The 19,931-nt window shown below is 73.8% G+C and carries 16 protein-coding genes and 1 pseudogene; 5 read left to right on the top strand and 12 right to left on the bottom strand.

Annotated elements, in window-relative coordinates:
* The first annotated feature begins 7 nt into the window (after window positions 1-7).
* On the top strand, window positions 8-679 hold the full coding sequence (locus C593_RS33650) for a hypothetical protein (protein ID WP_018847002.1): 672 nt from the start codon (window positions 8-10) through the stop codon (window positions 677-679).
* 198 nt (window positions 680-877) lie between these two features.
* On the opposite strand, the gene C593_RS0109165 is transcribed toward C593_RS33650, so the two are convergent.
* From C593_RS0109165 to C593_RS0109125, 9 genes are all read right to left on the bottom strand, one after another.
* Window positions 878-2,110: a cytochrome P450 gene (locus tag C593_RS0109165; protein WP_018847001.1), complete on the bottom strand. Its 1,233-nt coding sequence runs from the start codon at window positions 2,108-2,110 to the stop codon at window positions 878-880.
* Window positions 2,107-3,396, bottom strand: a complete 1,290-nt coding sequence (locus C593_RS0109160; protein ID WP_018847000.1) for a cytochrome P450 — start codon at window positions 3,394-3,396, stop codon at window positions 2,107-2,109. The genes C593_RS0109165 and C593_RS0109160 overlap by 4 nt, the downstream gene beginning before the upstream one ends.
* The gene (locus C593_RS0109155) at window positions 3,393-4,025 is read right to left on the bottom strand and encodes an ATP/GTP-binding protein (RefSeq protein ID WP_026277515.1); all 633 of its coding nucleotides are present in this window, start codon (window positions 4,023-4,025) and stop codon (window positions 3,393-3,395) included. Before C593_RS0109155 ends, C593_RS0109160 begins: the two co-directional genes overlap by 4 nt.
* Window positions 4,000-4,362, bottom strand: coding sequence for a DUF742 domain-containing protein (locus C593_RS0109150; protein ID WP_018846998.1), 363 nt, complete (start codon window positions 4,360-4,362; stop codon window positions 4,000-4,002). Before C593_RS0109150 ends, C593_RS0109155 begins: the two co-directional genes overlap by 26 nt.
* Window positions 4,359-4,778, bottom strand: coding sequence for a roadblock/LC7 domain-containing protein (locus C593_RS0109145; RefSeq protein ID WP_018846997.1), 420 nt, complete (start codon window positions 4,776-4,778; stop codon window positions 4,359-4,361). Before C593_RS0109145 ends, C593_RS0109150 begins: the two co-directional genes overlap by 4 nt.
* Window positions 4,775-6,235 (bottom strand): ATP-binding protein, encoded by a 1,461-nt coding sequence (locus C593_RS0109140; RefSeq protein WP_018846996.1) that lies wholly within the window; start codon window positions 6,233-6,235, stop codon window positions 4,775-4,777. The genes C593_RS0109145 and C593_RS0109140 overlap by 4 nt, the downstream gene beginning before the upstream one ends.
* Window positions 6,236-6,555: 320 nt before the next feature.
* Window positions 6,556-6,762, bottom strand: coding sequence for a hypothetical protein (locus C593_RS29175; RefSeq protein ID WP_037745286.1), 207 nt, complete (start codon window positions 6,760-6,762; stop codon window positions 6,556-6,558).
* A 333-nt stretch (window positions 6,763-7,095) separates the two neighbouring features.
* Complete coding sequence (gene afsR / locus C593_RS0109130; RefSeq protein WP_018846994.1) at window positions 7,096-10,170, bottom strand: SARP-family global regulator AfsR; 3,075 nt, start codon at window positions 10,168-10,170, stop codon at window positions 7,096-7,098.
* Between the two features lie 134 nt (window positions 10,171-10,304).
* Window positions 10,305-11,141: a polysaccharide deacetylase family protein gene (locus tag C593_RS0109125; RefSeq protein ID WP_026277514.1), complete on the bottom strand. Its 837-nt coding sequence runs from the start codon at window positions 11,139-11,141 to the stop codon at window positions 10,305-10,307.
* Window positions 11,142-11,610: 469 nt separating this feature from the next.
* Here C593_RS0109125 and C593_RS0109120 point away from each other — a divergent pair, with 469 nt between their 5' ends.
* Window positions 11,611-12,156 carry a GNAT family N-acetyltransferase gene (locus C593_RS0109120; protein WP_018846992.1) on the top strand — a complete coding sequence of 182 codons (546 nt, stop codon included), beginning with the start codon at window positions 11,611-11,613 and terminating at the stop codon, window positions 12,154-12,156.
* A gap of 59 nt (window positions 12,157-12,215) precedes the next feature.
* Here C593_RS0109120 and C593_RS29170 read toward each other — a convergent pair.
* From C593_RS29170 to C593_RS0109105, 3 genes and pseudogenes are all read right to left on the bottom strand, one after another.
* Window positions 12,216-12,569 (bottom strand): annotated as a pseudogene (locus C593_RS29170) (NUDIX hydrolase); the annotation flags it as partial.
* Window positions 12,570-12,631: 62 nt separating this feature from the next.
* Window positions 12,632-13,285 carry a hypothetical protein gene (locus C593_RS0109110; RefSeq protein WP_486591094.1) on the bottom strand — a complete coding sequence of 218 codons (654 nt, stop codon included), beginning with the start codon at window positions 13,283-13,285 and terminating at the stop codon, window positions 12,632-12,634.
* A gap of 108 nt (window positions 13,286-13,393) precedes the next feature.
* Window positions 13,394-14,278, bottom strand: a complete 885-nt coding sequence (locus tag C593_RS0109105; protein WP_018846989.1) for a DNA-processing protein DprA — start codon at window positions 14,276-14,278, stop codon at window positions 13,394-13,396.
* Window positions 14,279-14,553: 275 nt separating this feature from the next.
* Here C593_RS0109105 and C593_RS0109100 point away from each other — a divergent pair, with 275 nt between their 5' ends.
* The 3 genes from C593_RS0109100 (at window position 14,554) to C593_RS0109090 (ending at window position 19,854) form a co-directional block, all read left to right on the top strand.
* Window positions 14,554-16,122, top strand: a complete 1,569-nt coding sequence (locus tag C593_RS0109100) for an APC family permease (RefSeq protein WP_026277513.1) — start codon at window positions 14,554-14,556, stop codon at window positions 16,120-16,122.
* Window positions 16,123-16,200: 78 nt separating this feature from the next.
* A complete protein-coding gene (locus tag C593_RS0109095; protein WP_018846987.1) occupies window positions 16,201-17,028 on the top strand; it encodes an LLM class F420-dependent oxidoreductase in 828 nt (275 codons plus the stop codon).
* Between the two features lie 231 nt (window positions 17,029-17,259).
* Window positions 17,260-19,854: a bifunctional FO biosynthesis protein CofGH gene (locus C593_RS0109090; RefSeq protein WP_026277512.1), complete on the top strand. Its 2,595-nt coding sequence runs from the start codon at window positions 17,260-17,262 to the stop codon at window positions 19,852-19,854.
* Window positions 19,855-19,931 lie beyond the last annotated feature (77 nt).

Below are 19,931 nucleotides of genomic sequence, written 5' to 3'. Positions count from 1 at the left end.
GCCGCTGATGGTCCGCAACGTCCTCGGCTCGATCCTCGCCCTCGCAGGAGCGGCGGCCGCCGTATGGAGCCCCTTCCGTGACTGGTACGACGGCCGTCCCGGCCGCGACTACCGGATCCAGGACTTCTTCAACGGCATCACGGACACGGGGGCGGCCCTGGCCTCCTCGGTTCTGCTGCCCTTCGCCTTCGCCGCCCTGATCACCGTCCTCGGGGTGCTGCTGCGCTCCCGGCTCCTGGTGGCCCTGTCCGGGCTGATCGTGCTGGGCTTCACCGTGCTGTGGATGGTGCGCCAGGGCCAGGCCGCGGGCAGCCTGTCGGTGGGCGACGGCGGCGGTCTCGGGGACGGGGTGGCGCTCGCGGCGGGCGGCGGGGTGGTGCTGCTGCTGGCCGCGCTGGTGATGAGCGGCCGTCCGCGTCCGGCCGGCCGGGACCTCGACGGGGAGCCGCACACCGTGTCCCCGGAGGACGACTGGGGGCCCTACGGGCCGGACCCGACCGGCCCCGTGCCCTACCGCCGGGGACCGTACGAGCTGCGCCCGGACGAGCGGCGGCCCGGTGACGGGCGCCCCGGCGGCGACCACTGGGGGCCCGACGGACCGCCGACGCTGCCCGGCCCCGGGCCCGGGCCCTCGGGCCCCGGCCCCGGACAGGGGCGGGGACAGCGGGACGAGCAGTGACCTGTCGCCCGCATCGGCACCGACGGCGACGCCCCGGCCGAGGGCGACGCCCCAGCCGACGGCGCGTACCCGGCCACCCCGAGCCGGGCCGGCCGCACCGGACCCGCCCCGGGACACACGGCGCCGGCCCGGCACCGCGAGCGCGCGGTGCCGGGCCGGGCCCGTTCTGTGGGCGGCGGGGGCGGCGGGGGCGGTGGTTCAGCCGCGCAGGCGGACCGGGATCTCCTGCCAGCCGTAGGCGATGAACGAGGGCACCTGCTTCAGCTGGTCCGGCTCCACCGCGAGCGCCAGGTCCGGGTAGCGGTCGAAGAGCGCGGGCAGGGCCGTGATCGCCTCCATCCGTGCCAGCGGCGCACCGATGCAGCGGTGCACACCGATACCGAAGGCCATGTGGTCGTCGGCGGCCCGGGTCGCGTCGAAGGCGGCGGCCGTCTCCCCGTAGTGCGCCGGGTCGTTGCCCGCCGCCGCGTACGTGGTGAGGATGGCGTCGCCCGCCGGGATCAGCGCCCCGTCGACCTCGACGTCCGTCACCGCGAACCGCAGCGGCAGCGAGGCGATCGAGGGGTGGACCCGCAGCACCTCGTCGATCACCTGGTCCCAGGAGATCTCCCCGGCCCGCACGGCGGCCAGTTGCTCCGGGTGGCTCAGCAGGGCCACCACCGCGTTGCCGATCAGGTTCACCGTCGTCTCGAAGCCCGCGCCGATGACCAGCAGCAGGGTGTAGAGCAGTTCCTCGTCGCCGAGGCGGTCGCCGTCCTCGTCGCGGACCCGGATCAGCTCGGTGGTCATGTCGTCGCCCGGGTTCTGGGCCTTGTACGCGATCAGCCCGCCGAGCACCGTGCCGATCTGCTCCTGCACCCAGGCGGCGTGCTCGGGGGTCGGGTCGGAGGTGTCCATGATGGCGGCGATCAGCGCGGCGGTCGCCTCGTGCAAGTGGTCCGGCACACCGAAGAGTTCGCAGATCATGCGCATCGGCAGGGGGTGCGCGAAGGCGGCCTTCACATCGACCACCGAGTCGTCGGCGCCCGCCGCGTCCACGTCCGACAGCAGTTCGGCGGTGATCGCCTCAACCCGGTCGCGCATCGCCTCGGTGCGGCGGGCGGTGAAGCTCGGGGCGACCAGCCGGCGCAGCCGGGTGTGGTCGCTGCCGTACGTGGAGAGCATGTTGACCACCCCGACCCAGCCGAGGATCCAGCTCCACTCGGGGGTTTCGAGGACCTTCGGGAAGAGCGCCCAGTGCTTGCGCGGGTCCTTGCTGACCTGCGGGTCCAGGATCAGCCGCTTCAGGGTGTCGTACCCGGTCGGCGCCCAGGCCGGGATACCGCCCGGCAGCTCGACGGGTACGACCGCGCCCTGCGAGCGCAGCCGGGCGCTCTCGGCGACGATGTCGGCGCCGAACGGGTCGATGGCCACACGCGAGGACACGGTCATGCGCGGTCTCCTGCCTGGTCGGAAGCAACGGAAGCGTCGGAAGCATCGGGGGAGAGCGAAGGGATGCGGTCGGGCGTGCGCGGGGTGAAGCGGACCGGCAGCGCGGTGAGCGAGCGGTGGAACGGCCCCGGACGCCAGGTCAGCCGCTCACGGGCGACCACGGGCTCCATGTCCGGCAGCCACTGGGTCAGGCGCTCCACCGACTCGGTGGCGATCAGCAGCGCGGGCTGCTTCACCGGGCAGGCGTGCGGCCCGGCGCCCCACGAGACGTGGGAGGCGTCGTGCGGATGGTGGCTTCCGGCGAAGTCCTTCTCCGCGAAGTGCCCCATCGCGCCGAAGGAGATGACGATCGGGACGGCCGCCTGGATCCACACGCCGTGGAAGCTCACCGACTCCCGCGCGTAGTGCACCCCGTAGTTGGCCAGCGGGGTCTCGTACCGCAGCACCTCCATCACGGCGTCCATCACCGGGCGGGCGCCGGAGGTGAGGGTGGAGTAGTAGGCGGGGTTGCCCAGGATGCGGGAGAGGGCGTTGGAGATCAGGTTCGCCGAGGGCTCGTGGCCCGCGCCGAGGGTCAGGAACACCTGCCAGACGACCTCCTCGGGGGTGAGCCCCAGGGGGTGGTCCAGCAGCCGGCTGGTCAGGTCGTCGCCGCGCCGGGCGGTCTTGGCGGCGATCAGCTCCATGACGTACCGGCCGTACTCGGCCTCGCCCTCGGCGGAGCGCTCGCCGCCCTCCATCATCGCGCCGAGCGCCGCGTCCAGCCGGCCCGACTCGCTGTCGGGCAGCCCGAAGAGGTTGTTGAAGACCAGGGCCATCATCGGCCGGGCGAACTGGGTGACCAGGTCCGCCTTTCCGTCCGGGCCGAAGCGGGACACCAGGATGTCCACCGCCTTGTGCACCCGCTCGCGCAGCTCGTGCGGCTCGACCAGGTCGAAAGCGTCCAGCAGGGTCTGCCGGTAGCGCACGTGCTCGGCGCCGTCCGCGAACAGGGCGTTGGCGCGCCAGCGCATCATGCCGAGGATCGGGGAGTCCTCCGAGACGGTCTTCTCCCACGGGCGCGGGTCCACCGAGAACGTCTCGGTGTCGTGCAGCAGGTCGAGGGCCGCGCGCCGGTCGGTCACGATGTACGCGAAGACACCGGGCGCCAGTTCGGCCCAGCCGATCGGGCCCTGGGCGCGCAGCGTCGCGTAGTACGCGTACGGGTCGGCGGCGAAGCCGTCCTCCCACAGCCGCACCGGCGCGGTGAGGGTGAAGGCGTCCGAGCGGGCGGGGTACGCGGTCACGTCGCCTCCGGGGCCATGCGGTCGATCAGGTGCTGGACGAGGGCGAGCAGCGCGTCCACGGACGCGTTGGTGTCGCGCGCGTCGCAGGTGACGAGCGGGGTGTCGGGAGCCAGGTCGAGCGCCTTGCGCAACTGCTCCTCGCTGTAGCGCTTGGCGTCCGGGAAGGTGTTGAGGGCCACCGCGTACGGCACCCCGGACTCCTCGACGAGCCCGAGGACGTCGAAGGAGGCGTCGATCCGGCGGGTGTCCACCAGGACCAGGGCGCCGAGGGCGCCGTAGGCGATGTCGTCCCACAGGGGGCGGAAACGCTCCTGCCCCGGGGTGCCGAACAGATAGAGGACGACCGAGTCGCCGAGGGAGACCCGGCCGAAGTCGATCGCCACCGTGGTGGTGGTCTTGTCCCGGACCCCGGCGAGGTCGTCGACCTGCGCGGACGCCTCGGTCAGGTGCTCCTCGGTGTGCAGGGGGCGGATCTCGGAGACCGAGTCGATCAGGGTGGTCTTGCCGACCCCGAACGGGCCGGTGACCAAGATCTTCACCAACTCGCGTGCGGAGTCCGGCAGATGGGCCACGTCGGCGGGGACGGCGGGGCTGTGCATCCGGTCAGAGCTTGAGGGCGCGGAGGCCATCGGCCACTCTCTTCAGCAGGTCGCGGTCGGGCAGGGCGGCGGAGGGGACCGGCGGGCGGGCGCTCACCAGCCCCTGGTCGATCAGGGCGGCGGCCAGCACCCGCACGGCGGAGACCGGCAGGCGCAGCAGCGCCGCGCTCTCCATCACGGTCAGGGACCCGCCGTCCAGGAGGTCCAGCAGGGCGTGCTGGGCCGGGGGCAGCCCCGCGGGGGCGGGGCCGCCCGGCCCGGTCAGCACGGACAGACGCTCCAGGCTGTTGCGGCTCGGCCGCGCCACCCCGCCAGTCGACAGGTAGGCGGGGACCAGCGGGCGGCCGCCCCGGCGGCGGCCCGTCATGCCGGGAAGCCGCCGTCGGCGCGGGGCGCCGCGGCCATGGCCTTCTCGCCGAGCCGGGCGACCTGCGAGTGGACGCGGTGGCCCAGCAGGTCGAGCCGGACCTCCGGGCCGCCGTAGGCGGCCACACAGGTGCCGTGGTCGGTGGGCGCGACCAGGATGTAGCCGTGGTCGGACTCCACGACGACCTGCCGGAGCTGGGCCGCGGGGGCGTCGGCGAAGGCGGCCGCCGCGGTGCGGCAGGCCCCCTGCACGGTCGAGACGATGGCGGCGACGCGCTCGGCGGAGTCCTGGGCGAGGGCCGCGGAGAAGCCGGACACCAGACCGTCCCGGGTCAGCAGCACGGCCGCGCGTACGTGCGGGATCTCCAGGATCGGGTCGAGCACCCAGGCGGAGTCACCGGTCTCGCGGGCGTTCATCGGGGGTCGCTCCCTTCGGGGGCGGCGGCCGCCTGGCGCGCCGCCCTGGTGGCGGACTGCAGGGCCCCGAGAGCCGCGGCGGACTCCTCGGGGGTGCGGGCGGGGGTGGCCGGCTGCCGGGCCGGCGCGGGGGACTGGGCGGGGGTGCGGCGGCGGCGCTGGGGGAGCGCGTCGTCGTCACCGTCTTCGGGGGCGGCGGTTCCGGGCAGGGCCGCGGGTGCGGTCGCCCTCGCCGGGACGGGGGCACCGGAGGCGGGCGCGGGCCGGGGCGCCGCGGGCCGGGCGGGCGGCTCGAACGGGGAGCGGGGGCGCTCCCGGACGTCCTCGGCGGGGCCCGGGTGGTCGTGGTCCGGCCGCTGCTCGTGCTCGGGCTCGGCGGCGGGCCGGGTGGAGGGCGCGGCGCCGGCGGCGGCCGGGTGCAGCACGGGGTCGATGTACGACAGCAGGTGGTTCTTCACCAGCAGGACCGCGCGCACACCGCCGTACGGGGAGGGCGTGGAGAGGTCGACGGTCAGGTCGAACTGCCGGGTGAGCTGGCCGATCGCGGCGAGTCCCATGCGCGGCGGGTCGCCCAGCTCGGAGAGGAGGATCGGGTCGCTGCCCGCCACCATCCGCTGGGCGCGGGCGCGTTCGTCGGGGGCCATGCCCACACCGGCGTCGTCCACGGTGACGGTGACGCCGTGGTGGGCCCGCTCCAGGTTGACCACGACGGCGGTGTCGGGGGAGGAGTGGCGCAGCGCGTTGTCGAGCAGCTCCGCGACGATGATGGCGACCGGCTCGACCGCGTGCGAGACCAGCGCGGTGCCCGGCTCCAGGTGGTGGTGGACCTGGACGCGGTGGTAGCCGACGAGCCGGGCCTGGCCGCCGGTGACCGCGTCGACCAGGTGGGACTCCTCGCGGGCGAGGCCCACCCAGGCGCCGCAGACCACGGCGGCGACCTGCGCGCGGCGCAGGGACTGCTCGTTCTCGTGGTCGAGGGCGTAGAGGGTCCCCGCCAGTTCGGGGTCGTCGTAGCGCTGCTGGAGGCCGTGGAGGACGTCCTGGAGGCGGTAGAGGCCGGCCTGGATCTCGCGGGTGGCGCCCCGCATGCCGGCGCGGGCGGCGGCGTCGACCCGCTTGCGCTCGTGGGCGATGGCGCCGCGCAGACTGTCGAGGACGCCGTCCAGTCCGGCGCCGGCGGGCCCGAGCGGGCCGGGCACCTGGACGTGGGGGTGGGCGCTGCGGGTGGCCTCGGCGGGCATCCGGCGCTCGGTGAGGTGTTCCACCTCCGCCGCGAACGCCGCTCCCGCGCGCTCCAGTTCGCCGCGCGCGGCGTCCAGCCGCTCGCGCAGAGCCTCGATCTCGGTCTGCTGCCGGGCGCGGGCGCGGCGGGCGCGCAGCAGCCCGCCGCCGAGGGCGAACGCCGACAGTGTCCCGGCGGCCAGGCCGCCTGCGGCCAGCTCCGGTATCTCGATCATTGTGGTGGACCTCGGGGGAAGGCAGGGGGGTGTGATCCGCGACGGGGACGCGGACCCGCCCAAGTACACACCGCAACCGTACGGTTGTGCTCGGTTTCCGTCCAAGATCCTTATGAAATTGTCCGCACGCTGCCCCATTACGGGCGAAGTGTCTGAGTGTGCATCAGGCCACAGTCGGTTGTTGAACGTTGACCTTCAGGATGCGCTGTCCGGCAAGCGGACGCGGCGGCGAGGCTCCCCTCCCCGCCGCCGCGTCCGTCCCCCGTCGGTTGGCCCCGGGACCGCCTCCGTGTCCCCCGTCGTGCGGTCCCGGGCCCGTCTCAGTCCCTCGGCGGAGCCGGGGAGTGGTGGTCGCCCAGGGTGGTGGCTCCGCCGCCGCCCTTGGGGGGCTTCAGGGGGCCGTCGGCCGGCGGGGCCGGCGCGTGGTGGTCGCCCAGCGGCTTCACGGCGCCGTCCCCGGGCGGCGCGGGCGAGTGGTGGTCGCCCATCGTGGTGATCTCGTCGGGTCCGTTCTCGATGCCGCTCATGTCGTCCCCCATAAATTCGACCGGTTTCTGTTCGGTGGCCTCCTGCCCGGCAACTCCCCCGAGGGCCGCCGGACAGAAGGCCACTGGACCTTTCGGTCCGTGCGATCCGCCTGCCCCCCGACGCGACGCATCGCATGCCGAGGAGCATGTCGGACGAGCATAAACATTCGATGAACGGCCTGGCCCGGCGTTTTTTCCGGGGCCGGGACCGGCCACGGGCCCGAACCGGCCCCCCGGGAGCCCGAACCCGGCCCCGGGGCCCAACCCGGCGCCGGGGGCCCTGCGCGAGGGGTGCCGGGCAGGGCGGCCCGCGCAAGGCCCCGGGGGCGCTGCTCAGGCCGCCCGCACCGGGGCGGCCAGCAGCCGCCGGGCCTCCTCCGCCTCCGCCGTCCCCGACCTCTCCAGCAGGGACAGCGCCTCCCGCCAGCAGGCCCGCGCCCGGTCCGCCTGCCCCAGGCCGTCCAGCGCCCCGCCCAGGGTGATCAGGACCTTGCCCAGGGTCCGGTCCCCGCCGATACAGCCGATCGCCCGCGCCTGCTCCGCGTGCCGCGCCGCCCGGGCCGGGCGGCCCGCCGCCAGATGCACCTGGGCGATCCTGAAGTGCGTGGTCCCCTCCCACAGACGCTGCCGGTTCACCTCGAACTGCGCCAGTGCCTCGTGGAGTTCCGCCAGGGCCTCGCTGTGCCGGGAGGCCGCCGTCAGCGCGATCCCCAGCGCGAAACGGGCGTTGGCCAGCCGCAGCCGGTGCCCTATGCGCTCGTACAGCGCGACGCCCTCCTGCGCCAGGGTGATCGCATCGTCCGCCCGGCCCGTCACCACGTGCACCCGGGACAGGTTGCACAGCGCGCTCGCCTCGCCCGGCAGGTTGGCGTCCGCGCGGGAGCCCTCCTGCGCCCGGCGCAGATACTCCTCCGCCTCCGCGTTGCGGCCCTGGTTGAACGCGATGATGCCCCGGTCGTTGTCCGACCAGTAGGCGACCGGGACCGGGTCCTCGGCGCGGTGCGCCAGCTCGGCGGCCCGCCCCGCCTCCTCGTCGGCCTCCGCGTAACGCCCCGCGACCAGATGGACGTTGGTGAGGGAGGTCCGGGCCCGGGCCTCGGTGCGCACGTCCCCCGCCGCGCGGGCCGCTTCCACCGCGGCGAACGCGGCCGTCTCGTACGTCTTCGCGTTCGCCCCGGACTCCGCCAGGTTCTGCACCGCCCACAGCAGGTCCACCGCGCGGCGCAGCTGCGCCCCGGGGGCCGCCTGACGGGCGCACGCCAGCAGGGAGTTGGCCTCCGCGTACAGCCAGTCCTGGGCCGTGCCGCGGTCGGCGAAGGACAGGCCCGCCGCGTCACCGGTCGGCTCCAGGTGGTCCACCAGGCGGTCGCCCGGCCGCTCCATCGCGTACACCCGCGCGGCGGTCGCCAGATAGAAGTCCAGCAGCCGCGACAGGGCCGCCTCCCGCTCCGCCGGCCGCTGCTCGTCCCGCTCCGCGCACGCACGCGCGTAGAGCCGCACGAGGTCGTGGAAGCGGTACCGGCCCGGGGCGGCGGACTCCAGCAGGGAGGTGTCGACCAGCGCCTCGACCAGGTCCTCCGTGTCGTGCGGAGGCAGGTCCAGCACGGCCGCCGCCGCGGCCAGCGAGATGTCCGGCCCGTCGGCCAGCCCCAGCAGCCGGAACGCCCGCGCCTGGGCGGGCTCCAACTGGCCGTAGCCCAGCTCGAAGGTGGCCTTCACCGCCAGGTCGCCCGCCTGGAGCTCGTCCAGCCGGCGACGCTCGTCCGCCAGCTTGGCCGCGAGGACCGAGACCGTCCAGGTCCGCCGGGACGCCAGCCGGGAGGCCGCGATCCGGATGGCCAGGGGCAGGAAGCCGCAGGCGGCGACCACGTCCAGGGCCGCCTCGCGCTCCGCCGAGACCCGCTCGGCGCCCACGATCCGGGTGAAGAGCTGAAGTGCCTCGTCCGGGGACATCACGTCCAGATCCACCAGGTGCGCGCCCGCCAGGTCGACCATCCGCACCCGGCTGGTCACCAGGGCGGCGCAGCCGGGGGTGCCGGGCAGCAGCGGCCGGATCTGGGCCGCGTCCCGGGCGTTGTCCAGCAGCACCAGGACGCGGCGGCCGTCCAGCATCGAGCGGTAGAGGGCGGCCCGTTCGTCCAGGGTGTCCGGCACGGCCGAGTCCGCCGCGCCGAGGGCCCGCAGAAACGCGCCGAGTACCGCCTCGGGCTCCGCCGCCCGGCTGCCGGTGCCCTGGAGGTCCACGTACAACTGGCCGTCCGGGAACCGCGCCCGGGCCCGGTGGGCGACATGGACGGCGAGGGTGGTCTTGCCGACGCCGCCGATGCCCGCGAGGGCGGAGACCGCCATCACCGAGCCCTCGGCGGTGGCCAGCCGGTCGCTCAGCTCCCGCACGAAGGCGTCCCGTCCGGTGAAGTCGGGGACAGTGGCCGGTAGTTGGGCGGGCCGGGTGATCCGCACGGTGGGCGCGGGCTCCTCGGCCGGGGCGGCCAGTTCCGCGTCCGCCCGCAGGATGCGCTCCTGGAGGCTCGCGAGTTCGGGGCGCGGGTCGACGCCCAGCTCCTCGGCGAGCAGCCGACGGGTGTCCGCGTACACGGCGAGGGCCTCGGCCTGGCGGCCGCTGCGGTAGAGCGCCAGCATCAGCAACTCGCGCAGCCGTTCGCGCAGCGGGTGCTCGGCGGTGAGCGCGGTCAGCTCGGAGACCGCCTCCTGGTGCCGGCCGACCTCCAGGTCCAGACCGAGGCGGGTCTCCAGCAGCTGGAGGCCCCACTCGGCCAGCCGGGCGCGCTGGTTCTCCGCGTAGGGGCCGGGGACGCCGGAGAGCGGTTCGCCGTCCCACAGCCCGAGCACCTTGTTGATCAGGGCCCGGGCCCGGGCGCGGTCGCCCGCCGCGTGCGCCTTGTACGCCTCGGCGGCCAGCTCCTGCGCCACCGCCAGGTCGAGCGCGTCCCGCTCGATCCGCAGCGCGTAGCCCCCGGACTCGCTGACCAGCGCCCGGGCGTCCAGCGCCTTGCGCAGGCGGGAGGCGTAGGTGCGGACGGCGGCCAGGGCCTGCGGGGGCGCCTGCTCGCCCCAGATCGCGTCGATCAGCTCGGATGCGGTCGCGGTCCGTCCGTCGCGGAGCAACAGCGCGGCGAGCAGGGCGCGTTGCTGCGGGGAGCCGGACGGCAGGGTCTCGGAGCCCCGCCTGACCCGGACGGGCCCGAGCACCGTGAAACGCAGGCCGGTGCCGTCGTCGGCGTTCTCCTCGCCGCGAGGGCCCGTGTTGTCGTCGGCGCGCGGGCCGGCGTTGTCGTCGGCGCTCGCCTCGCCGCGCGGGCCGGCGCTCTTCTCGCCGCGCGGGCCGGTGCCGTCGTCGGCGTGCGGAACGCGCTGCTTCGGTACATGTGGCCCGCTGTCACGGTCCATTGGCTGCCCCCTGCCGGTACTGCCGGAATCGCCCTCGACAGTCTGCCCTGTGGGTGGTGGCCGCGTCAGCAGCGGGAGGGCGCCTGCGGGGCTCCGGTCGTGTGACGCGCATCCCAGCCGGACCGCCGCGCTGATCAGGGTCGATACACGGTTCCGGGTACCGGGCTCGCGGGGTGCAGGAGTTCGGTGACCGTGACGAAGGTGTAACCGCGCTTCTTCAGCTCGCTGACGATGCCGGGCACGGCGGGCACCGTGCCGTCGTAGATGTCGTGCAGCAGGATGATCCCGTCCCGGCCGGCCTGGTCGAGGATGCGCTTCTCGATCAGAGCGGAGTCGGTGGTCGAGTAGTCCTTCGCGGTGGCGCTCCACAGCACCTGGGAGAGCCCGAGTTCCTTGCTGACGGCGGTGACGTCCTCGTTGGTGCGGCCCTGCGGCGGGCGCATCAGGGTGGGCTTCTCGCCGGTGATCTCGGCTATCGCGTCCTGGGTGCGGCCCAGTTCCTCGCGTATCCCCTCCCTGTCGAGCTGGTCCAGACGCTTGTGCGTCCAGGTGTGGTTGGCGACCTCGTGGCCCTCGGCCGCGAGGCGGCGGACGGTGTCCGGGTACTTCAGGACGTGGTTCTTGCCGAGCAGGAAGAAGGTGGCGGGCACCTTCTCCTGCTTGAGGTGGTCCAGGAGCGCGGGGGTGTCCTTGCCGGGGCCGGCGTCGAAGGTGAGCGCGATGCACTTCGCCTTCTCACAGTCGACGGCGGGGCGGGCGGCGGCGGCCGCGTTGCGTCCGGCGGAACCCGCCTTCGGTTCGCGCTCGGCGGCTGCGCCCTCGGGGGCGTCGGCGCGGGCCTCGGCGGGCGACACCGATCCGGCGCAGCCGCCGAGGGCGAGCGTCGCGAGCGACACCGCGGCGAGGGCGGAGGCAACCCGGGACCGGGTCGCGGCCGTCTTCCGGGGTGACGCCGGCCCGGGAGCGGGCATGGCGGCGGGCGCGGTGGTCGTGGCGGCCGGTCCGGTGGACGCCGGGGTCGGCGCGGCTGCGGGCATGGCGGTGGTCCCCCTCGGTGGTGGCTTCAGTGCGGTGGTGCGGTGGTGCGGGCGCGCCGGGGTGGCGGCGGGATGCCGCGGCTGGTCGGCCGCGGGCGCCGCGTTGACTATACACACCGCGTATACGTGTGGTGTATAGAGGGGGGCCGGGTGCCGGACGGGAGGTCGTCGATCCGGTGGGGCGCGCAGTGGACCCATCCCGGTCCGTGCCCTGCGGGCGGCGGTGCGCCGGTCCGGTCCGTCCGTGACCTGCGGGCGGCGGTGACGTCCGCGGGCCTATACCGCCGCGCGGCCCCGGCGCGGAGGCCGAAATCGCGTTGAGCGCCCGCCCGTGACGTGCTACCCCTTGCGGGTTCGGCCGGCGGGCCGGGCACGGGACGAGGGCAGGGGAGGGCGGGCCGTCATGGTGCGCGGAGAACTGGTGGGGCTGCGGGCCATGGGCCCGGCGGACGCGGACGCGCTGTGGCGCTGGAACCACGACGCGGAGGTGATGCGCTGGATGGACGACACGTATCCCAGCACCCGCGAGCACGTCGAGAAGTGGCTCACCGACCGCCCCCGCAACACCTACGGCGACGTCCTCTTCGGCATCGAGGCGCTCTGGAACGGCGACGGCGCGGGCGACGGCGGCCGGCTGGTGGGCCTGGTCGCCCTGCGGGACGCCGAGCCGGAGACGGGGATCGCGACGCTCGACCTCTACCTCGGCGAGAAGGACTGCTGGGGCAAGGGCTACGCGACGGACGCGATGCGCACGGCCTGCCGCTACGGTTTCGACGCGATGCGCCTCCACAAGATCCGCCTCACCGTTGTCGCGGACAACAGCGCGGCCCGCCGCGTCTACGCCAAGGTCGGCTTCGCCGAGGAGGGCCGCCTCCGCCAGACCTTCCGCCGCGACGGCGCCTGGCACGACGAGATCCCGATGGGGCTGCTGGCGGGGGAACTCCGGTAGGGGGAGGTCTGGTTACGGGGCAGTTCGAGGCCCGGCTCCGGGAGCACTGCCCCGCCAGGTCAGCGGACCGCCTCGTCCATGAGCACGTAGAGGAGCCCCACGAGGGAGCCGCTGCTGACGATCTCGCGACGGTCGATCATGCGCCGCACGTCGGCGAGCGGGATCCACTCGACCCGGTCCGACTCGTTCTTCTCTGCCGGTGGCCCTTCGTACGTCGCCCCATGAGCCCGGAAGACGTGGTGCTGGGAGTCGGTGATGCCGTTGGCCGGCTCGGCGTAGATCAACGGCTCGACCGGGCCGGGCCGCCAGCCGGTCTCCTCCAGCACCTCACGCCGCTGGTTGACCACGGCTGCCACGGCCAGGTGCCGGAGCTTCACGACATGGTGTTCCCAACGGTGCCCGTCCGGGTTCTGACGGCCCGGGAGGCGCGGGGAAGGGGTCCGTGCCCGCGCCGCTCACGCAGGGGCGCCTGCCGTCAGTCGTGGCGCCCTCGCCCCAGCGGGCAGACGTTCCACGAGAAGCGCCTCAGCCGCGCCTGCGCCACATGGGCGGCGGTGTCGCCGTAGCCGACGTTGAGATGGCGGCCCAGGACCACTACGGCCACGTTGGCGGCGCCCGCCGCCTTGAGCGCGGCCGCGGCCGACTGGGCGTGGTTGCCCGTGGTCCAGGTGTCGTCCAGCAGGAGGACGCTCTCACCCCAGAGAGCCGACGAGATATAGCGTGAAGCCGAGGCGACCCTGCCCAGGGCTGCCGCGTCGGGGATCGGAGTCAGCAGGTCGCGGTGGCGGGGGCGGGTGATCGCGACGACCTCGGCGGCCATCGTCCGCAACGGGTGTTCTCTGCGGCCGCTGGTGCTCGGCACCGTCGTGACGACATCGAAGCGGCGCAGTGCGCAGTGCGCCGCTATGCAAACCTCGTGGAGGGCGAGGAACTGCCACAGGACGGCCGACAGGCCGGTCCGGAAGTACTGCTGCTGAGGGCCGGCGGCGTTCTTGTAGCGCCACAGTTCGTTGGCGTACTGCTCGCCCTTGAGGGAGAGGCTGATGGGTACGACGGCATCGGCCACATGCGGGCCGTGGACCACGCGGGCCTGGTGGCAGGGCCAGCAGGTCGGGTATCCGGCATTCACCGGCCCCCGGCACACCTGGCACACGCCTGGCCCCGGGGAAACGGGTGGACGAGGAAGTTCGCGTAGCGTGCCGACAGTTCGGCGACCGTTGCCATCCGACAGCGCCCGCTAGGCCCACGTCAGATCGCCGGTGACCGGCACGAGGGAGCCGAGCCGGTCGAACACGTCGTCCGGGCCGTCGATCACGGTTGTGTTGGGCCGCGCCGCGTACTCGCGGGCCCATTCGTGGGTCATCAGGGAGCGCATCAGGAAGACGCGGCGGCCGTGCTCCAGCGCCAGCCGGGCCTGCATGCGCGCGCCGCTGCGGTAAGCGGCCTCGACCACGACGGTGGCCAGGCTGTAGCCGCTCATCACCGCGTTGCGCATCGGGAAGGACGTCTTCGAGGGCGGTGCGTCGGGCCAGAACTGGGAGATCACCAGCCCCTTGTCGGCGATCTCCTGCTGCAGGCGGGCGTTCTGCGCCGGGTAGGTACAGCGCAGGCCGGTCCCGACGACCGCGACGGTACGGCCCCCGACCGCGAGGGCCGTCCCGTGGGCGGCTGTGTCGATCCCCGCGGCCAGGCCGCTGACCACGGTGACGCCGCGTTCGGCAAGCCCTCCCGCGATGGCACGGGCGTGATGGACGCCCTCCGGCGACGGTGTGCGGGTGCCGACCACGGCCACGCGCAGATCCTCGGCGACGCAGGTACCGCGCAGGAACAGGAACGGAGGGCGCTGGTGGACCAGCCGCAGATAGAGCGGATAGTCCTCGTCCAGGATCGTCACCAGGCGCATGCCTTCGCGTTCCCAGGTCGCGATCTCTTTGACGAGGGGTTCCAGGTCCACCGGGGGTTCCGGGTTGAAGAGGGCTCCCTGCCCCGAGGCGTCGAGAGCGTTCTCCAGCACCTCGCGGGCGCTGCCGACGGCTTCGATCCGGTCGGTGAGCTCGGGCCAGGGGCGATCGCCGCGTCGCAGCAGGGCGACGAGGGCGGCACGCTCCAGTTCCTGGTCCATGCGGTCAGTATAGGAACGCCGATCGGAGGCCGGGCCGGGCCTGCGCCCCGTGTGCGGGAGGCGCGCGGGAAAATTTGGAAACGGGTCAAAACGGACGTTGCTGCGGTTCTCGCAGAGTGGAAGATGGCGCCTCGCTCCTCGCGATTCCGTAGCGAGAGGTGTCTACAGCCTTCGGATCGATGATCGAAGGCGGAAGCGCGTCTTCACTTCGTATGTCGCTCTGCCGGATTCCGTTCGTCCGGATGTGGAAACCGCAGCACTTAGCGTCCTGTCCCATGACACAGCTCGAAGCGCGGCCCCAGGCCGGAGACCCGGTAGGGAGCGTGCCCGGTGGGGGCGGCGGCGAGGCCGGGGTGCGGAGGAAGGGGCTCGGCGGGAACTCGGTGGGACTGACGGGGAGTGCCGTCATCGGCATCTCGACCGTCGCCCCCGTCTACTGCCTGACCTCGACCCTCGGCTCGACCGCCGGGGAGGTCGGGGTGCAGATGCCGGCCGTCTTCCTGGCCGGGTTCCTGCCGATGCTGCTCGTCGCCTTCGCCTACCGCGAGCTCAACCGCGTGATGCCCGACTGCGGGACCTCCTTCACCTGGACCGTGAAGGCCTTCGGGCCGCGGATCGGCTGGATGTGCGGATGGGGGCTGGTGATCGCGACGATCATCGTGCTGTCCAACCTCGCCGGAGTGGCGACCTCGTACTTCTGGCTGCTCGCCGGGGAGATCACCGGCAGCCCGTCCGTCGCCGCGCTGGACGGGAACAGGGGCGTCCATATCGGCACCTGTCTGCTCCTGATCGCCGTCGCCACGGCGATCAGCTACCGGGGGATGACCGCGACCAAGGGCGTCCAGTACGCGCTGGTCGGGCTCCAACTGCTGGTCCTGGCCGCCTTCGTGACCATGGCGTTCACCAAGGCGGACGCCTTCGCCGGGTCCCTGGACTTCTCCTGGTCCTGGATGAACCCCTTCGCCGTGCAGTCCTTCGCCGCGTTCACCGCGGGGCTCTCCCTGTCGATCTTCATGTACTGGGGCTGGGACGCCTGTCTGACCGCCAACGAGGAGACCGTCGGCAGCACCAGGACCCCGGGGCGGGCCGCGATGATCGCCATGGTCGTGCTGGTCGGCTCCTACCTCGCGACCGGCGTCGCCGCGCAGATGGCCGTCGGCTCGGGCGAGCAGGGCCTCGGGCTCGCCAACCCCGAGACCTCCGACAACGTCTTCGCCGCCCTGGCCGGCCCGGTGATGGGGCCCGGGCTCGGCGTCCTGCTGTTCGTCGCGGTCCTCGCGTCCGCCGCCGCGAGCCTCCAGACGACGTTCATCCCCGTCGCCCGCACCGTGCTGGCCATGTCCGCGTACCAGGCGCTGCCCGCCTCGTACGCCCGCGTCCACCCGCGCTTCCGGACCCCGGGCCGGGCCACCGTGATCGCGGGCATCGCCACCGGCGCGTTCTACACGGTGATGACCCTGGTCAGCGAGCACGTCCTCGTGGACACGATCTACGCGCTGGGTCTGATGATCTGCTTCTACTACGCACTCACGGCCTTCGCCTGCGCCTGGTACTTCCGCCGCGAACTCACCCGCTCCGGGCGGGACCTGGTCTTCAAGGGCGTCTTCCCGGTCCTCGGCGGCACCCTCCTCGCCGCGGTCTTCGGCAAGACCCTGTACGACATGTGGGACCCGGCCTACGGCTCGGGCTCCTCGGTCCTGGGCATGGGCTCGGTCTTCGTGATCGGTGTCGGGCTGCTGCTGCTCGGCCTGGTGCTGATGCTGGTGATGCAACGCCGCAGCCCGGCGTTCTTCCGCGGTGAGGTGCTGACGAAGGAGACGCCGGCGCTGGTCGCGGCGGACTGAGGCCGGGCGGCGGGGCGCGGCGACGAGGTCGCGGCCCGTACCGCCCCCCACGGCCCCGCTCTCGCCTACCGTGTCCCCATGCGGATCGCGACCACGGTCTTCCTCACCGACGAGACGATCACCCCCGTGCGCCTGGCCCGCGAGCTCGAACAGCGGGGGTTCGCCGGGCTCTACCTTCCCGAGCACACCCATATCCCCGCCTCGCGGACCACCCCGTTCGCCGGGGGCGGCGAGCTGCCCCGCGCATACGCGCGCACCCTCGACCCGTTCGTGGCCCTCGCGCAGGCGGGGGCGGTCACCACCTCCCTCGCCCTGGCCACCGGCATCACCCTCGTCGCCCAGCACGACCCGATCGTCCTCGCCAAGCAGATCGCCACGCTCGACCATCTCTCCGGCGGCCGCTTCACCCTCGGGGTCGGCTTCGGCTGGAACGTGGAGGAGGCGGCGGACCACGGCGTCACCTGGTCCGCGCGACGGGAGCTGGTCCGGGAGCGGATGCATCTGATGCGGGCCCTGTGGGCGGCCGAACCGACCGCGTACGAGGGCGCGCTCGCCTCCGTGAGCGCCTCGTACGCCCATCCCAAGCCGGCCGGCGGAGCGCCGCGGGTGCTGGTCGGCGGGGGCGCGGGGCCGAGGCTGTTCGCGGGGATCGCGGAGTACGCGGACGGCTGGCTGCCCATCGGCGGGCGCGGCCTGAAGGAGTCCGTCCCCGAGCTGCGCGCGGTGTGGGAGGCGGCCGGGCGCGATCCGGAGGCGCTGCACGTCGTCCCGTACGCCGTCCGCCCCACACCGGGCAAGCTCGCCCACTACGCGGAGCAGGGCATCGAGGAGGTCGTCCTCCAACTCCCGCCGGGCACCGAACTGGAGGTCCTGCGGACCCTCGACGACTACGCGCAGTATCTGTAGCGGCGTGGCGACAGGGCGATGGGGGAGGGGCGCGACGGGCAGGGGCGCGACGACGGGATCAGGTCAAGTTGCGCGTCCCGTCCGCCGCCCCGTGCCGGGCCCGAGAGGGCCCGAGGCCGCTGCCCCGCCCGCCCCGCCCCACCGCTCCCGCCGGCTCCCGGTGGCCGGGCGATGAGCAGGGCGTGACCTGCGTCCTGCCGGGATCGCGGGCCGCGCTCGTATGCTCGGGGCATGAGCGATCACCAGGGGGAACACCCGCCCGCACGGCCCACCGGGAACGCTATGCGCCGCGCGCTGAGGCGAGCCCGGGACGGGGTCGCGCTCGACGTCGGCGAGGCCGCCGTGCTCCTCCAGGCCCGGGGCGCCGACCTGGACGCGCTCACGGAGTCGGCGGGCCGGGTGCGGGACGCCGGGCTGAAGGCCGCGGGCCGGCCCGGGGTGATCACGTACTCCAAGAGCGTCTTCATCCCCCTCACCCGGCTCTGCCGGGACAAGTGCCACTACTGCACCTTCGTCACCGTGCCCGGCAAGCTTCGGCGCAGTGGCCACGGGATGTACATGTCGCCGGACGAGGTGCTGGAGGTCGCCCGGCGCGGCGCCGAACTCGGCTGCAAGGAAGCCCTGATCACCCTCGGCGACAAGCCCGAGGACCGCTGGCCCGAAGCCCGCGAGTGGCTGGACGCGCACGGCTACGACGACACCCTCGCCTACGTCCGGGCCATGTCCGTCCGCATCCTGGAGGAGACGGGGCTGCTGCCCCACCTCAACCCGGGCGTCATGTCCTGGACGGACTTCCAGCGGCTCAAGCCCGTCGCCGCCTCCATGGGCATGATGCTGGAGACCACCGCCACCCGCCTGTGGTCCGAGCCCGGCGGCCCCCACCACGGCTCCCCGGACAAGGAGCCCGCCGTGCGGCTGCGCGTCCTGGAGGACGCCGGACGCTCCTCCGTCCCGTTCACCAGCGGACTCCTCATCGGCATCGGCGAGACGTACGAGGAGCGCGCCGAGTCGCTGTTCGCGCTGCGCCGGATCGCCCGCGCCTACCACGGCATCCAGGAGCTGATCCTGCAGAACTTCCGCGCCAAGCCGGACACGGCGATGCGCGGCATGCCCGACGCCGAACTCGACGAACTCGTCGCCACGGTCGCCGTCGCCCGGCACATCATGGGCCCCTCCGCCTGCCTCCAGGCCCCGCCCAACCTGGTCGACGGCGAGTACGCGCGCCTGCTGCGCGCCGGGATCGACGACTGGGGCGGCATCTCGCCCGTCACCATCGACCACGTCAACCCCGAACGCCCCTGGCCGCGGATCGACGAACTCGCCGAGCGGTCCGCCGCCGAGGGCTTCGAGCTGCGCGAACGGCTCTGCGTCTACCCGGAGTTCGTGCGCCGCGGCGAGCCCTGGCTCGACCCCCGGCTGCGCCCGCACGTCGACGCGCTCGCCGACCCGGCCACCGGCCTCGCCCGCCCCGGCGCCCTGCCCACCGGACTGCCCTGGCAGGAACCGGACGAGGGCTTCACCGCCACCGGCCGCACCGATCTGCACCGCACCATCGACACCGAGGGCCGCACCGGCGACCGCCGCGAGGACTTCGACCACGTCTACGGCGACTGGGACGCCCTGCGCGAGGCCGCCGCCCCCGGCATGGTCCCGCAGCGCATCGACACCGACGTCCGCCACGCCCTCGGCGTCGCGGCCGACGACCCGACGCGGCTCACCGACGACGAGGCCCTGGCCCTGCTGCACGCCGACGGCCCCGCCCTCGACGCCCTCACCCGGATCGCCGACCAGCTGCGCCGGGACGTCGTCGGCGACGAGGTCACCTACATCGTCACCCGCAACATCAACTTCACCAACGTCTGCTACACCGGCTGCCGTTTCTGCGCCTTCGCCCAGCGGCGCACCGACGCCGACGCCTACACCCTCTCCCTCGGCCAGGTCGCCGACCGGGCCGCGCAGGCCTGGGACATCGGCGCCGTCGAGGTCTGCATGCAGGGCGGCATCCACCCCGACCTGCCCGGCACCGCGTACTTCGACATCGCGCGGGCCGTGAAGGAACGCGTCCCCGGCATGCATGTGCACGCCTTCTCGCCCATGGAGGTCGTCAACGGCGCCAGCCGCACCGGCCTGTCCATCCGGGAGTGGCTGACCGCCGCCAAGGAGGCCGGGCTCGACTCCATCCCCGGCACCGCGGCGGAGATCCTGGACGACGAGGTCCGCTGGGTCCTCACCAAGGGCAAACTCCCCACCGCCACCTGGATCGAGGTCGTCACCACCGCCCACGACCTGGGCATCCGCTCCAGTTCCACCATGATGTACGGGCACGTCGACCAGCCCCGGCACTGGCTCGGCCACTTCCGCACCCTGGCCCGCATCCAGCAGGAGACCGGCGGCTTCACGGAGTTCGTCACCCTGCCGTTCATCCACACCAACGCGCCCGTCTACCTCGCGGGCATCGCCCGGCCCGGCCCGACCACCCGCGACAACCGGGCCGTCACCGCGATGGCCCGGCTGCTGCTCCACCCGCACATCCCCAACATCCAGACCAGCTGGGTGAAGCTCGGCGCCGAGGGGGCGGCCGAGATGCTGCGCTCCGGCGCCAACGACGTCGGCGGCACCCTGATGGAGGAGACCATCTCCCGGATGGCCGGGTCGAGTTACGGCTCCTACCGCTCGGTGCGCGACCTCACCGCCATCGCCGAGGCCGCCGGCCGCCCCGCGAAGCCGCGCACCACCCTCTACGGCGAGGTCCCCGAGGAGCGGCGGCGCGCCGCCGCCGCGTCCGACGGGCACCTCCCGGAGCTGCTGCCCCTGCTCTCGGACTGACCGCCCGGCCCGGACACCCGGAGGACGTCCACCGGCGGTACGGGGCGGCCTGGGCGGCCCCTCCGGCTACTGAGGGC

The organism is Streptomyces sp. CNT372, assembly GCF_000377145.1.
Note: the sequence above shows the minus strand (reverse complement) of the source record. Positions and strands in the feature narration are given on the sequence as shown.

Excerpts from the sequence above, each read along its gene's own strand:
- C593_RS33650 (WP_018847002.1), top strand. The coding sequence starts at position 8 with ATGGTCCGCAACGTCCTCGGCTCGATCCTCGCCCTCGCAGGAGCGGCG.
- C593_RS0109165 (WP_018847001.1), bottom strand. The coding sequence starts at position 2,110 with ATGACCGTGTCCTCGCGTGTGGCCATCGACCCGTTCGGCGCCGACATC.
- C593_RS0109155 (WP_026277515.1), bottom strand. The coding sequence starts at position 4,025 with ATGGCCTCCGCGCCCTCAAGCTCTGACCGGATGCACAGCCCCGCCGTC.
- C593_RS0109150 (WP_018846998.1), bottom strand. The coding sequence starts at position 4,362 with ATGACGGGCCGCCGCCGGGGCGGCCGCCCGCTGGTCCCCGCCTACCTG.
- C593_RS0109145 (WP_018846997.1), bottom strand. The coding sequence starts at position 4,778 with ATGAACGCCCGCGAGACCGGTGACTCCGCCTGGGTGCTCGACCCGATC.
- C593_RS0109140 (WP_018846996.1), bottom strand. The coding sequence starts at position 6,235 with ATGATCGAGATACCGGAGCTGGCCGCAGGCGGCCTGGCCGCCGGGACA.
- C593_RS29175 (WP_037745286.1), bottom strand. The coding sequence starts at position 6,762 with ATGAGCGGCATCGAGAACGGACCCGACGAGATCACCACGATGGGCGAC.
- afsR (WP_018846994.1), bottom strand. The coding sequence starts at position 10,170 with ATGGACCGTGACAGCGGGCCACATGTACCGAAGCAGCGCGTTCCGCAC.
- C593_RS0109125 (WP_026277514.1), bottom strand. The coding sequence starts at position 11,141 with ATGCCCGCTCCCGGGCCGGCGTCACCCCGGAAGACGGCCGCGACCCGG.
- C593_RS0109120 (WP_018846992.1), top strand. The coding sequence starts at position 11,611 with ATGGTGCGCGGAGAACTGGTGGGGCTGCGGGCCATGGGCCCGGCGGAC.
- C593_RS0109105 (WP_018846989.1), bottom strand. The coding sequence starts at position 14,278 with ATGGACCAGGAACTGGAGCGTGCCGCCCTCGTCGCCCTGCTGCGACGC.
- C593_RS0109100 (WP_026277513.1), top strand. The coding sequence starts at position 14,554 with ATGACACAGCTCGAAGCGCGGCCCCAGGCCGGAGACCCGGTAGGGAGC.
- C593_RS0109095 (WP_018846987.1), top strand. The coding sequence starts at position 16,201 with ATGCGGATCGCGACCACGGTCTTCCTCACCGACGAGACGATCACCCCC.
- C593_RS0109090 (WP_026277512.1), top strand. The coding sequence starts at position 17,260 with ATGAGCGATCACCAGGGGGAACACCCGCCCGCACGGCCCACCGGGAAC.